The 12,762-nt window shown below is 73.2% G+C and carries 14 protein-coding genes; 6 read left to right on the forward strand and 8 right to left on the reverse strand.

The window, feature by feature from the left end; genetic code table 11:
- Window positions 1–66: 66 nt before the first annotated feature.
- On the forward strand, window positions 67–1,215 hold the full coding sequence (locus tag ABZ272_RS07420) for an Mrp/NBP35 family ATP-binding protein (protein ID WP_355049026.1): 1,149 nt from the start codon (window positions 67–69) through the stop codon (window positions 1,213–1,215).
- A 75-nt stretch (window positions 1,216–1,290) separates the two neighbouring features.
- Here the strand turns inward: ABZ272_RS07420 and ABZ272_RS07425 are convergent, their stop codons facing one another.
- Window positions 1,291–1,713: a preprotein translocase subunit TatB gene (locus tag ABZ272_RS07425; protein WP_355049027.1), complete on the reverse strand. Its 423-nt coding sequence runs from the start codon at window positions 1,711–1,713 to the stop codon at window positions 1,291–1,293.
- A gap of 76 nt (window positions 1,714–1,789) precedes the next feature.
- On the reverse strand, window positions 1,790–3,196 hold the full coding sequence (locus tag ABZ272_RS07430; protein WP_355049322.1) for a trypsin-like peptidase domain-containing protein: 1,407 nt from the start codon (window positions 3,194–3,196) through the stop codon (window positions 1,790–1,792).
- Window positions 3,197–3,480: 284 nt separating this feature from the next.
- Between ABZ272_RS07430 and ABZ272_RS07435 the strand changes: the two genes are divergently transcribed.
- Entirely contained in the window at window positions 3,481–4,068 is a 588-nt protein-coding gene (locus ABZ272_RS07435) for an O-methyltransferase (RefSeq protein WP_355049028.1), read from the forward strand.
- Between the two features lie 3 nt (window positions 4,069–4,071).
- Here ABZ272_RS07435 and ABZ272_RS07440 read toward each other — a convergent pair whose 3' ends face one another.
- Together ABZ272_RS07440 and ABZ272_RS07445 are read right to left on the reverse strand one after the other, a co-directional pair.
- Window positions 4,072–5,544, reverse strand: a complete 1,473-nt coding sequence (locus tag ABZ272_RS07440; protein WP_355049323.1) for a leucyl aminopeptidase family protein — start codon at window positions 5,542–5,544, stop codon at window positions 4,072–4,074.
- A gap of 146 nt (window positions 5,545–5,690) precedes the next feature.
- The gene (locus ABZ272_RS07445; protein WP_007455245.1) at window positions 5,691–5,858 is read right to left on the reverse strand and encodes a DUF3117 domain-containing protein; all 168 of its coding nucleotides are present in this window, start codon (window positions 5,856–5,858) and stop codon (window positions 5,691–5,693) included.
- Window positions 5,859–6,048: 190 nt separating this feature from the next.
- On the opposite strand from ABZ272_RS07445, the gene ABZ272_RS07450 reads away from it, so the two are divergent.
- From ABZ272_RS07450 to ABZ272_RS07465, 4 genes are read left to right on the forward strand one after another with little or no spacing between them, the layout of a single operon-like run.
- Window positions 6,049–6,867 carry a PaaX family transcriptional regulator C-terminal domain-containing protein gene (locus ABZ272_RS07450; RefSeq protein ID WP_355049029.1) on the forward strand — a complete coding sequence of 273 codons (819 nt, stop codon included), beginning with the start codon at window positions 6,049–6,051 and terminating at the stop codon, window positions 6,865–6,867.
- Window positions 6,868–6,871: 4 nt separating this feature from the next.
- The gene (locus ABZ272_RS07455; protein WP_355049030.1) at window positions 6,872–7,663 is read left to right on the forward strand and encodes an enoyl-CoA hydratase-related protein; all 792 of its coding nucleotides are present in this window, start codon (window positions 6,872–6,874) and stop codon (window positions 7,661–7,663) included.
- 59 nt (window positions 7,664–7,722) lie between these two features.
- Window positions 7,723–9,021 carry a DUF1800 domain-containing protein gene (locus ABZ272_RS07460; RefSeq protein WP_355049031.1) on the forward strand — a complete coding sequence of 433 codons (1,299 nt, stop codon included), beginning with the start codon at window positions 7,723–7,725 and terminating at the stop codon, window positions 9,019–9,021.
- A gap of 18 nt (window positions 9,022–9,039) precedes the next feature.
- Window positions 9,040–10,281, forward strand: a complete 1,242-nt coding sequence (locus ABZ272_RS07465; RefSeq protein WP_355049032.1) for a DUF1501 domain-containing protein — start codon at window positions 9,040–9,042, stop codon at window positions 10,279–10,281.
- Here ABZ272_RS07465 and ABZ272_RS07470 read toward each other — a convergent pair.
- Genes ABZ272_RS07470 through ABZ272_RS07485 form a run of 4 tightly spaced genes read right to left on the reverse strand, consistent with a single transcriptional unit; the run spans window position 10,278 to window position 12,740 of the window.
- Window positions 10,278–10,901: a hypothetical protein gene (locus tag ABZ272_RS07470; RefSeq protein ID WP_355049033.1), complete on the reverse strand. Its 624-nt coding sequence runs from the start codon at window positions 10,899–10,901 to the stop codon at window positions 10,278–10,280. The genes ABZ272_RS07465 and ABZ272_RS07470 overlap by 4 nt on opposite strands.
- Window positions 10,902–10,926: 25 nt before the next feature.
- Window positions 10,927–11,496, reverse strand: coding sequence for a DNA-3-methyladenine glycosylase I (locus ABZ272_RS07475; RefSeq protein WP_355049034.1), 570 nt, complete (start codon window positions 11,494–11,496; stop codon window positions 10,927–10,929).
- A gap of 57 nt (window positions 11,497–11,553) precedes the next feature.
- On the reverse strand, window positions 11,554–12,051 hold the full coding sequence (locus ABZ272_RS07480; protein WP_355049035.1) for an SRPBCC family protein: 498 nt from the start codon (window positions 12,049–12,051) through the stop codon (window positions 11,554–11,556).
- Complete coding sequence (locus tag ABZ272_RS07485; protein WP_355049036.1) at window positions 12,048–12,740, reverse strand: DivIVA domain-containing protein; 693 nt, start codon at window positions 12,738–12,740, stop codon at window positions 12,048–12,050. Before ABZ272_RS07485 ends, ABZ272_RS07480 begins: the two co-directional genes overlap by 4 nt.
- Window positions 12,741–12,762: the final 22 nt, after the last annotated feature.

Consider the following 12,762-nt stretch of genomic DNA (forward strand, 5'->3'; position numbering starts at 1 on the left):
TCGTTTGGCTCACACCACCCTCGGCCAGCGGTCGGCCGGGATGCCCCGCGACGTAGCATTGCGGGCATGTCAGCACCCGTGAGCACCGTCGAGGACGCGATCCAGGCCGCCCTGGCCACCGTCAACGACCCGGAGATCCGCCGGCCTATCACCGAGCTGGGCATGGTCCGCTCCGCCACGATCGGCGCGGACGGCGTCGTCCGGGTCGAGCTGCTGCTCACCGTCGCCGGCTGCCCGCTCAAGGACAAGCTGCGCACCGACATCACCGCCGCGGTGGCGGCGGTGCCGGGCGTGGCCGGCGTGGAGATCGACTTTGGCGTGATGAGCCCCGAGCAGCGGCAGTCGCTACAGGCGCAGTTGCGCGGCGGCGGCGCGAGCGAGGAGCCGGTCATCCCGTTCGCCCAGCCCGGCTCGCGCACCCGCGTGTACGCGGTGGCCAGCGGCAAGGGCGGCGTCGGCAAGTCCAGCGTGACGGTCAACCTGGCGGCGGCGCTCGCCGCCCGGGGGCTCTCGGTGGGCGTGGTGGACGCCGACATCTACGGTCACTCGGTGCCCCGCATGCTCGGCGCGGACGGCCGGCCCACCCGTGTCGAAGACATGATCATGCCGCCGCAGTCGCACGGTGTGAAGGTGATCTCGATCGGCATGTTCACCTCGGGCAACGCGGCCGTGGTGTGGCGTGGCCCGATGCTGCACCGGGCGCTCCAGCAGTTCCTCGCCGACGTCTACTGGGGCGACCTGGACGTGCTCCTGCTCGACCTGCCGCCGGGCACCGGCGATGTGGCCATCTCGCTGGCCCAACTCCTGCCCAACTCGGAGATCCTGATCGTCACCACCCCGCAGACCGCCGCCGCCGAGGTGGCGGAGCGGGCCGGGGCGATCGCCCTGCAGACTCACCAGCGGGTTGTCGGCGTCATCGAGAACATGTCCTGGCTGGAACTGCCGGACGGATCCCGCATGGAGATCTTCGGGTCCGGTGGCGGCACGGCGGTCGCCGAGTCGCTGAGCCGGACCATCGGCGCCCAGGTGCCGCTGCTGGGACAGATCCCGCTGGACACCCGGGTCCGCGAGGCCGGCGACGCCGGTAACCCGATTGTGCTGGCCGAGCCGGAGTCCCCGGCCGCGCGGGCGCTCGGCGGCGTCGCCGACCGGCTCGCGCTGCGCCGTGAGTCGCTGCTCGGCAAGCCGCTCGGCCTCAAGCCCGCCGGGCGCTGAGCCGCACCACAACGACGAACGCCCCGCCGGCCATCCGAGGCCTGCGGGGCGCGTTCGTTCAGGTGCCGGGTCGGATCAGGTGGCGTCGTCGTAGCTGACCCGGGGCGCTGGCGCCGAGGGCGTACCGGTGGCGGTGCCGGGTCGCGTCCCGTTCGAGCGCAGGTCCGCGGCGTTGGCCACGTCCTTCAGCTCGTTGTGCACACCGTCGACGTCCGCGCGCAGGTTGTCGTAGACGCCCTGTAGCGGCTTGCGGATCGCCGCCTCGTCCTCCTCGCTGAGGAGGTGCTTGCGGATGAAGGCCTTCGGGTGCAGGTCTTCGAGCTGGATGTCGGTGCCCAGCTCACGACTGAGGTCGCCGGTGGCGTTGCGGGCCATGTTCCGCAGGTTACGGACCAGCCGTAGGCCGTCGTTGATCACGGCGGGCAACCGGTCACCGAAGATCAACAGCGCCAGGAGCAGCAGCGCCCCGACTTCCCACATGTTCAGGTTCTCGAACATCCCGCGGGCCTCCTCTCGGCGTCAGCAGCAAGACTACGCACGTCGGGCGGCTTTGCGGCAGGGGGTGACCCGCTGTTCACTTGGCATCCGCGGCGAGGGTCACCGACGTGTTCCGTCGTGCGTTTCCCCGCCGGAACTCGACGGTCACCACCGACCCCGGCGCGAACTTGCGGACCAGCGCGATCAGGTCGGTCGGCTCGGTCATCGGCCGTCCGTCGAGCTTCAGGATCACGTCGCCGACCTTGAGCCCGGCCCCGGCCGCCGGCCCGGAGGGCTCCACGGCGGCCAGTCGTACGCCGCCGCCCCCACCCGCGCCCGGGCCGCCGACCTGGGCGCCGATGACCGTACGCCGGGCCTTGCCGGTGCCGATGATCTCCTGGGTGACCCGCTTGGCCTGGTTGATCGGGATGGCGAAGGCGAGACCGATGTTGCCGGCCTCCTGCCCCTCGGCCACCAGCGACTTGATGGTGGAGTTGACGCCCACCACCCGGCCGGCGCCGTCGACGAGCGGGCCGCCCGAGTTGCCGTGGTTGACGGCGGCGTCGGTCTGGATCGCCGCGTAGTAGCGCACCGGGCCGCCCGGCTCACCGGCCTGCATCGTCCGGTCCAGGGCGCTCACGATGCCGGCGGTGACCGTGTTGGCCAGCGACAGGGGTGAGCCCACGGCGAGGACCGGGTCACCGACGGCCAGCGCGTCGGAATCCCCGAACTCCACCGGTCGCAGACCCGTCCGGTTCACCTTGATCACCGCGATGTCGGACTCCGGGTCCTGACCGACCACGGTCGCCGGAGCGGAGCTGCCGTCGTTGAAGACCACCGAGGCCTTGCCGCTGCTGCCGGCCACCACGTGGTCGTTGGTGATCACGTGCCCGTCGGCGCTGGCGATGAACCCCGAGCCCTCGCTGGTCCCGCCGAGGCTGCTGACACGGATGGTGACCACGCTGGGCAGCACACGTCCGGCGACCCCGGCCAGCGACTCCGGCTTGCGCTGGGCCAACGCCGGTGGATCCGCGGCAGCCGCACCGAGCACCGGGCCGGCCGCGCCGCCACGCACCGCGAACGCGTAGCCCAGCGCGCCGCCGAGGGTGCCGGCCAGCAGAGCGGTGATCACCGGGATGAGCAGCAGGTGTCGCAGCGTCGGTCGGCCGGGCGCGTCCGGGTCGGTGACCGGCTCCGGCTCGGTACCGGCGGGCACCACCGAAGGCACCACGACCGCGGTGGGGGCCGCCGGGTCACGCCACGGATCGCCGAGCGCGTCGGACCACCACGGCGACGCGCCAGCGGTAGGGGGCGGCGGATTCGGGTCCGACACTTTCGGGGGCTCGGCCGTGGATGCGGTGTCGGCGGCCGAGGGCGCGGTGCCGCTCCCCGGCGCGTCCGGCGGCCCCTCCGGCGGGGCTCCTACCCCCGGCGGGCGTGCCGGAGCCGGAGTCTCACCGTCCCGGCGCCATTCCCAGCCGTCGGTCACGTCGGTGCCTCCCAGTCCGTCCCCCGGATCCCGTGCGGCCTCGCCCGGCCACGGTTCGGCGCGGTCGAGACTGACGGAATACCGCTTCCAGGATTGCACGGATGCGCGCGGTGGAGTCAGCGGTTGCCTCCGGTGATCGCGGAGAGGGCGGAGGCGCGGCTGCGCCTCGCGCCGGTCGCCTCTACGCTCACAGTGCCAACCCGCCCCCCGCACCACGCGCCGCCCGGAGGTGCCCCATCGCCACGGTCGCCGGTTCCGGCAGTTCGACGAGCCAGGCTCAGCAGTTCGCCGAGTCGTACGTGACCGAGGATCTCGTGCTCCGCACCGCCCGCAGCCTGGCCCACGAGGTGGGCCTCGACGCGGTCACACCCGGAGCGGGGGCGGCGTTGCGGCTGCTGGCCGCCGCCGGCAACGCCCGCGCGGTCGTGGAGATCGGCACCGGTACGGGCGTGAGCGGCGTCTGGCTGCTGCGCGGCATGCGGGCCGACGGCGTGCTCACCACCATCGACGTGGAGGTGGAGCACCAGCGGATCGCGCGACGGATCTTCACCGAGGCGGGCTTCGCCAGCGGCCGTACCCGCATCATCACCGGCCGCGCGTTGGACGTGCTGCCCCGACTGGCCGACGGGGTGTACGACCTCGTCTTCGTCGATGCCGAGGCCACCGGGTTCCACGCCTTCGTGGAGGCGGCGCTGCGGCTGCTGCGTCCGGGCGGGGTGCTCGCGCTCAACGGGATGCTGGCCGGCGGCCGGATCGCCGACCCTGCCGCCCGGGACGCGGGGACGGTGACGGTCCGCGAGACGATCAAGGCGCTGCGGGAGTCGGAGCACTGGATCCCCGCGCTGCTCCCGGTCGGCCACGGGGTGCTCGCCGCGGTGAAGTGCTGACCGTCAGTCGACGGCGGCCAGCCAGCGCAGCAGCGAGCGGACACCCCAGCCCGTCGCGCCCCGGCTCAACTCCGCGTGGTCGCCGTCCGCCCAGGACGGGGCGGACATGTCCAGGTGCAGCCAGCGGTCCCGCAGGTCGCCGGTGAACTCGCGGAGGTAGAGCGCCGCCGTGACCGATCCGGCGCCCTGGGTGGGCGCGCTGTAGAGGTCGGCGATCTCGCTGCCCAGGTACTCGACGTAGTCGCCGTGCAGCGGCATCCGCCAGGCCGCCTCGCCAGCCGCCTCGATCGCGTTCAGCACGTCGGCGGCCAGGTCGTCGTTCTCGCTGTAGAGGGCGGCGGTCCGCTTGCCCAGCGCAACGGCGTTGGCGCCGGTGAGGGTGGCGAGGTCGACGAGCAGGTCGGGCTTGAGCTGCCGCACCGCGTAGGCGATCGCGTCGGCGAGGACCAGACGGCCCTCGGCGTCGGAGTTGGTGGTCTCGCTGGTCGTCCCGCCGTAGTGCCGGATGACGTCGCCCGGACGAAACGCCGAGCCGCTGACCATGTTCTCGGCGAGCGGGGCCAGGGTGGTGACGCGGATCGGCAGGCGCATCGCCGCCGCGCCGAGGGTGGCGGCGACGACCGCCGCCGCCCCGGCCATGTCCTTGCGCATCAGCTTCATGGCGGGCACCGGCTTGATCGAGATGCCGCCGGTGTCGAAGGTGATGCCCTTGCCGACCAGCACCACGTGGGTGCGCGCGTTCGCGGGATGCCAGTCCATCTCCAGCAGGCGCGGGCCGCTGGCCGAGCCGCCGCCCACGGCGAGGATCCCGCCGAAGCCCTCGGCGGTCAGCTCGGCCGGACCACGGACCGTCAGGCGCAGGTCCGGCAGGTCCGCGGAGGCGGCGGCCACCTGGTCGGCGAACCACTGCGGGTTCTTCACCGAGGAGGGGGTGTTGGTCAGGTCGCGCGCGAGACGGGTCATCGCGGCGGTGGTCCGCGCGGTGGCGACCGTGTCCTCGTGGGCCGCCGGGTCGGTGACCAGCAGGTCGACGCCGTCGAGCGTGCGCGGCTCGTCGTCGGTCAGCCGGAACCGGTACGAGGCGAGCAGCAGGCCCTCGGTCAGCCCGCGCACGGCGGCCGCGGTCACACCGGCCGGCAGGGCGATAGTGATATGCGTCTCATCTGACACAGAGCGGGCCAGGGCCGCGCCGGCCGTCCGCCAGGAGGATTCCCCGCCGTCGCCGATACCCAGCAGCACCAGCCGACCGGGGTCGCGCCCGGGACGCAGCTGGGTGCTGATCTCGCCGGCCCGTCCGCTCAGTCGGGCGGCCGGCACCAGCACGGCCGCCTCGTCGGCGGTATCGCCGGGCGGCGTCACCGCGGTCGGCGTCAGCTCCGCCGAGACGTCACCTCCCGCCGCAGCTTCGGCGGGGCGTACGGGCAGGACGAGGACGTCGAGCCGTTCGGGCTCGGCGAGCGGACGGATGGCGAGCACGCGGAACCGCACCTCCAGGAAGTTTCACAAAGTGGATCGGGCCATGCCCGCGCACAGATATGAAGACCCTGAGCCACCGGCGTTCCCGGTGGCTCAGGGTCCAAGAAACGCTCCGACCGGCGTACGCCGTCCGGGTCGTCCCTCACTCAGCCGGCGGCTGCCTTCAACGCGTCACCGAGCGCGTTGGCCTCGTCGGGAGTCATCTCGACGACGAGCCGGCCACCGCCCTCCAGCGGGACACGCATGACGATGCCCCGACCCTCCTTGGTGACTTCCAGCGGACCGTCGCCCGTCCGCGGCTTCATCGCCGCCATGTTGTCTCCCCTCAGACCTACACCAGGGTCGGTGGGTTGCCCCACAGCCACTTCGTCACGACCACCCGCAACGCTCGCGGGGGTGTCGACAGACGATTTTCCCTGATGAACACCGCCGGACCCAAACCGGAGCAGCATTGATGTAACAGCATCTAGCTTATCTTGAGAAGGCCTGTCACAATGTGCGGTCATGCAGGCACGGTCGGCACTCTTCGACCTGTACGGCGACCATCTCCGACCGAGGGGTGGCCGCGCACCGGTCGCCGCCCTGGTCAAGCTACTGGCGCCGTTGGGAATCGCGCCGCCCGCCGTTCGCACCGCCGTGTCCCGGATGGTGCGTCAAGGCTGGCTCGACCCGCTCCGGCTGGCCTCCGGACCGGGATATTCGATCACACCAAAAGCCGCCCGACGACTCGACGAGGCGGCGGCCCGGATCTACCGGACCGGCCGGGTCACCTGGGACGGCCGGTTCGATCTGCTCGTCCTCGACGCGCCGGGCTCCCGGCGGGACCGGCAACGACTCGCCGCCACCCTCAGCTTCCTCGGCTACGGCACCCTCGACGAGCAGACGTGGGTCGCGACCCGCCCCGCCGAGGACGTCGACCTGCTGCTGGCCGAGGCCGGCATCCGGTTCGAACGGTTCACCGCATCGCACTTCTCCGGTACCCCGGGCGCGATGGGCGTCGTCCGTCGGGCGTGGGACCTGGCCGAGATCGGCCGCGCGTACGAGCGGTTCGTCGCCGACCAGCGCCCGCTCCTGAGCGCGGTCACCGTGCGCAGCAGCGACGAGGAGGCGTACGCCGTCCGGTTCCGGCTCGTGCACGCGTGGCGTACCTTCCTGTTCCGGGACCCGCAGCTGCCCCCGGCGCTGCTGCCCGAGCGCTGGCCCGGCACCGCCGCGGCCAGCTTCTTCGACCGGCACGCGGCCCGCCTGCGTCCAGCCGCCGACCGGTACGTCGAGCAGTGCCTCGACGCCGGCAACCGCATCGTTCGACAGAAGGGTCGTTAGACACGTGACCGAGCCGTTGCTCGTCGACCGGACCGACGCCGTCGTCACCCTCACGCTGAACCGGCCGCAGGCGATGAACGCGTTCGACGTCGCGCTGAAGGAGGCGCTGCGGGACACGCTGGCGGAGCTGGAGACCGACCGGTCCTGCCGGGCGGTCGTGCTGGCCGGCGCGGGTGGGTCCTTCAGCGCCGGGCAGGACCTGCGCGAGCACACCTCGACGCTCGAGAACGGCTCGACCGACCCGCTGGGCACCGTCCGGGTGCACTACAACCCGATCGCCGCCCGGCTGGCCAACCTGCCCAAGCCGGTGGTGGCCGCCGTGCGGGGGATGGCCGCCGGGGCGGGCGCGTCGCTGGCCTTCCTGGCCGACATCCGCATCGGCGGGCCGAGCACCAGCTTCCTGATGGCCTTCGCCAAGGTCGGTCTGGCGGCCGACACCGGCGCCTCCTGGACCCTGCCCCGACTGGTCGGCCACGCCAAGGCCGTCGAGTTGCTGATGTTGGCCGAACCGGTCCGCGCCGAGGAGGCCTGCCGGCTCGGGCTGCTCACCCGGCTGATGGACGACGACGAGCAGGTGCTGCCGGCCGCGCAGGAACTGGCCGCGCGACTCGCCGCCGGCCCCACCGTCGCGTACGGGGCGATCAAGCGGCAGCTCTCGATCGCCGACGCCGGCACCCTCGCCGACGCGCTCTCGGCCGAGGCCCAGGCCCAGGCCATCTGCGGCGCCACCGCCGACCACAAGGCGGCCACCCTCGCCTTCGTCGCCAAGCAGAAACCGGTCTTCGAGGGACACTGAACGCGATTCGCACCCGGCCCTTACCGTCCTCGTACGCGGACCGCCTAGCGTCGGCTTCCATGAGCGATCGTGAAGCGGTGGCGCACCTGCTGCGTCGGGCCACCTTCGGGCCGACCGCCGACGAGGTGGACGCGGCCGAACGGGCCGGGCCGGCGGCGACCCTGGACAACCTGCTCGCCCCGGGGCGAGCCGACCGGGGCGCGGCGGCCACGCCACCGCCGGCCCTGCCCGCCGACCCGTACGCCGCGCTGACCAAGGAGTCCACCCGCGAGCAGCGGCAGAAGGCCAACGCCCAGCGCAAGGAGCAACTTGCGCAGGTCACCCTGTGGTGGCTGGACCGGATGGTCGCCGCCGAGGACGGGCTCACCGAGAAGTTGCTCTTCTTCTGGCACGGGCACTGGGCGACGAGTGCCCAGAAGGTCAAGTCGGCGCGGATGATGCAGGGCCAGTTGGAGACGCTGCGCCGGCACGGGCGCGGGCCGTTGGCCCCCCTGGTCGCCGCGATGGTGCGCGACCCGGCACTGATCGTCTGGCTGGACGGGCAGAAGAACACCCGTAAGGCGCCCAACGAGAACCTGGCGCGCGAGCTGATGGAGCTGTTCACCCTCGGCATCGGCGGCTACACCGAGGCCGACGTGAAGGCCGGCGCGCGGGCGTTGACCGGCTGGACCGTCGACCGCCGTACCGGGGTGGCCCGCTTCGAGGCCAAACGACACGACCCCGGGGAGAAGACGATCCTCGGCCAGAACGGCCGTTTCGACGCCGAGGCGTACGCCGGACTGCTGGCCGCCCAACCGGCGGCGGCGACGTTCGTGGCCCGGCGGCTCTGGTTCCGCTACGCCGGCGCCGACGTCCCGACGCCGGACGGCCTGGCCGGCGCGGACACCATCGCCATCCTGCGGGCGCTGTTCTCGTCACCGGCCTTCGCCCAGACCCGCGGCACGCTGGTGAAGCAGCCCGTGGAGTGGATGGTCGGCGCGCTGCGACAGCTCGGCATCCGCCCCAAGGAGCTGCCCGAGCAGCAGCGCAAGCAACTGCTGAGCGGGTTGAACGCGCTGGACCAGGTACCGCTGCGACCGCCCAGCGTGGGTGGCTGGCCGGCCGGCCCCGCCTGGCTGACCACCTCGTCGCTACAGGGCCGACTCCGGCTGGCCGGGATGCTCGCCGCCGCGGCCACCCCGGCCGTGCTGGACCGGCTGACCGCCGCGCCCACCGCCGGACGGGCGGACGCCCTGGCCCGGCTGCTGGTCGTCGACGGGTGGAGCGCCCGTACCCGGGCCGCCCTCACCCCGCTGGCCGGCGAACCTCGAAAACTACTGGCTGCCGGCCTGGTCAGCCCCGAGTACACCGTCAGCTGAGCGGAAGGAGTCGAGAAGATGGACACCCTGACCCGACGCAGGTTCCTGCTCACCAGCGGGGTGGTCGGCGCGGGCGCGTTGGCCGCCGGCGCGGGCGCGTACAGCCTGCGGGACCTGCTGGACACCGCCGGAGACCGCGACCCGCAGTCACAGACGCTGGTGCTGGTGACCCTCTACGGCGGCAACGACGGCCTGAACACCGTCATCCCGTACGGCGACCCGGCCTACCGGGCGGCCCGCCCCGAGCTGGCGTACCCCGACAACGAGGTGCGTCGCCTCGACGACGACTTCGCCCTCAACCCGGCGCTGGAGGGCCTGCACAAGCGCTGGTCGACCGGTGGACTCGCGATCGTGCGCGGAATCGGCTACCCGAAGCCGGACCGCAGCCACTTCCGGTCGATGGACATCTGGCACACCGCGCAACCGGACCGGCCCGGCACCACCGGCTGGCTCGGCCGCTGGCTCGACCGGGCGGGCGGCGACCCCCGACTGGCGGTCTCCTTCGAGCCGGCGCTGCCGCCGCTGCTCGCCGGGGAGCGCAGCGCGGGCGCAGCCGTCCCGGTGACCGACCGCAAGGCCGCCAAGGGGCTCTCGGCGGACACGCTGAAGGCGTTCTCCGCCGCCGAGGCGGGCGAGTCGCCGGCCCGCGCCCGGGCCGCCGCCTGCTTCGCCGACATGCGCTCGGTGGACGAGATGATCCGCGAGGTCCGCGACTCCGCCGACCCGGACACGACGGACGCGGACGGCGACCAGGCTCCGGCCACCGCCACCGGAGGGGCCGCTACGCCCCTGGACGCGCAACTCGACCTGGTAGCGCAGTGTGTGGAGGCCGGGGTGTCCACCCGGGCCTTCTCGGTCTCGCTCGGCGGCTTCGACACGCACGCCGACGAGAAGCAGTTGCAGGCCGTGCTGCTGGGTCAGCTCGACCGGGCGTTGACCAGGTTCGCCGACCGGATGAGCCGCACCGAGGCGGGCCGCAAGGTGGTGGTGGCCGTCTACTCCGAGTTCGGCCGCCGAGTCCGGGCCAACGCCTCCGACGGCACCGACCACGGCACCGCGTCCGACATGCTGCTGCTTGGCGCGGGAGTGCGCGGCGGCTGGCACGGGGACGCGCCCAGCCTCACCGACCTCGACGACGGGGACCTGAAGTACACGACGGACTTCCGGGACGTCTACGCCACGCTGCTGGAACGGGTGCTGGACACCGACCCGGGCCCGGTGCTCGCCGACTGGCGCGGACGCCTCGACAAACTCTTCTAGTCGTCCTCTTCCGGGTCCTGGTTGGCCTCCGCGCCGAGCACGAACGCCTGCATGGCCAGCTCGTCGCCGGACGGCGCGACGAAGGCGGGCAGCTCACGCGGCCCCAGCTCCTGCACGTACGACCAGAACAGGCGTACCGCCTCGGCGGGCGTGCCGGCCTCGATCGGCAGGTCCAGGCTGACCAGCCAGGTACGCCGTGCCGGGGGCGGTCCGAGCTGGTCGGCCAGCGCCCGGAAGGTCGCCGGATCCAGTGCGGTGACCGGCCCGTCGAGGGTGAGCAGGTCGGCCGGCACCGGCTCGTCGAAGGCCCGCCGGGTGTACGCCACCACGAGCGTCTCCGGCTCGACCGGGGACTGCGGGTCGTCCGGGTCCTCACGGTGCCGTTGTGTCGGCGCCGCGACCCGGCCCAGGGCCACCAGGCGTGGCGGCGCGTCGGCCAGCACCGCCACCCGGTCGCCGGGGCCCGGCCGCCCCGCGTCGGTCAGGCCGGTCAGCTTCAGCGAGTCGTGGTGCACGAGCCGCTCGGCCTCGTAACGCTCGGCGGGCAGCAGCACGGCCCAGGTGCCCGGCCCGTCGGCGTGGCCGGCCCCGTCGGCCCGGTACGCGGTCTCGGTCGTCATGCCTGCCATCCCATCACGCCGGCAGTCAGCGGGTGACGTGACAGCCGACGATGTGATCGTCGACCATCCCGGTGGCCTGCATGAGGGCGTACGCCGTGGTGGGGCCGACGAACCGGAAGCCGCGCTTCTTGAGTGCCTTGGCCATCGCCGTCGACTCGGCGGTGATCGGCGCCAGCTCGGCGAACGAGGCGGGACGGGCCGGCCGCCGCTCCGGCGCGAACGACCAGAGCAGCGCGGACAGCCCGTCGGGCAGTTCGAGGGCGGCGCGGGCGTTGGCGATCGCCGCCTCGATCTTGGCCCGGTTGCGGACGATGCCGGCGTCGGCGAGCAGCCGGGTCACGTCCGTGTCGTCGTAGCCGGCGACGGTGGGGATGTGGAACTCGTCGAAGGCCAGCCGGAAATTGGGCCGCTTGCGCAGGATGGTCAGCCACGACAGGCCGGACTGGAAGGCCTCCAGGGTCATCCGCTCGTAGAGCGCGTCGTCGCCGTGCAGCGGCCGACCCCACTCGGTGTCGTGGTAGACGGCATAGTCGGGGGTGCTCGCCCCCCAGGCGCAGCGGGCCAGCCCGTCGGCGCCGATCACCAGGTCACTCACGTCGCACACGCTAGGCCATCGCACCGACAGCCCATGCTCAACCGGCCGACGACGCCGTCAGGGCAGGCGGCCCTGCTCGACCAGCCGCGCGAACCTCTTGAGCGCCTGGGTGAGGCCCAGCTTGGAACCGGGCCAGAGCACCGGCCACGCCAGCCGGCCGGCCGCGCCGCCGGGCAGGTGGAACCACTCGTGCCAGACGACCTGGGTACGGGCCTGCCCGAGTTCGGTGCAGCGCAGGACACCTGGGCCGCGCAGCACCTGGCCGTGGTGCACCACGCCGATCTCGTACGGCTCGTCCACCCGGACCACCAGCATCTCGTCGCGCAGCGTCGCCCGGCCGAGCGTGGTCACCGCCTCGATCCGGCTGCCCTCGCGCCCGTCGCCCTCGACGACCCGGACCCGGGTGAACGGGATCCAGTCGGACTGCCGTTCCCAGGCGAGCAGCGCGGCGAAGACGCGGGGTGCCGGCGCGTTGACGATGACCGTGGCGGTCACCTCGCCGGCGCCCGGTTGGGCCGCCTCCCGGAGAGCATCGGCGCCCTCCGGGCCGGTCACGCCGACTCCGACCGGACCACCGCGCCCTGCTGTCCGGCGCCCCGGGAGGCCCCGGTCGGTGCGTCGTCGGCGGGCGTACGGACGCTCGCGTCGTCGGCGGCCGGGGCGACACCGTCGGCATCCGCAGCCGAAGAGGTGGCCGGGGCGACACCGTCGGCATCCGCAACCGAAGAGGTGGCCGGGGCGACACCGTCGGCATCCACAGCCGAAGACGTGGTCGGGGTGACGCCGTCGGCGTCCACGGCCTGGTCGGTCGCCGGTGCCACGCCGTCCGCGTCGGCGGCCGAGGAGGTGGCCGCGGGCTCGACTGCCGTGGCGTCAGGCGCCGCACCGGCGGACTGCTCCCGCGCCCGGCGCAGCACGTCCGCGTCGTCGGTCCGGCCCTCGCGCAGCGCGATAACCTCCGCCTCCAACACGCCGATCAGTTCGGACTTGTAGCCGATGTCGTAGGCGGCGCGGCGCATCGCCTGGTCGACCTGGGCCATCCGGTAGCCACGCAGACCGGTGTCGAAGCGGACCGCGCCGACGTCGGATTCGCGCAGCGGCCGGGTGCCCGGCAGCGGTACGGCCTGCGAATCCGGTTCCGTCGGAGCGAGACCGGGATCGCGCCCGCCGACCAGCACCGTCACGCCGAAAACCACAGCCGCGACGGTCAACGCCACGACCAGGAGGAGCAGAAGCTGACCCATGCACTGATCGTGGCACGACAGC

Origin of the sequence: Micromonospora sp. NPDC005979 (genome assembly GCF_040614415.1) — a bacterium.
GTDB lineage: Bacteria > Actinomycetota > Actinomycetes > Mycobacteriales > Micromonosporaceae > Micromonospora.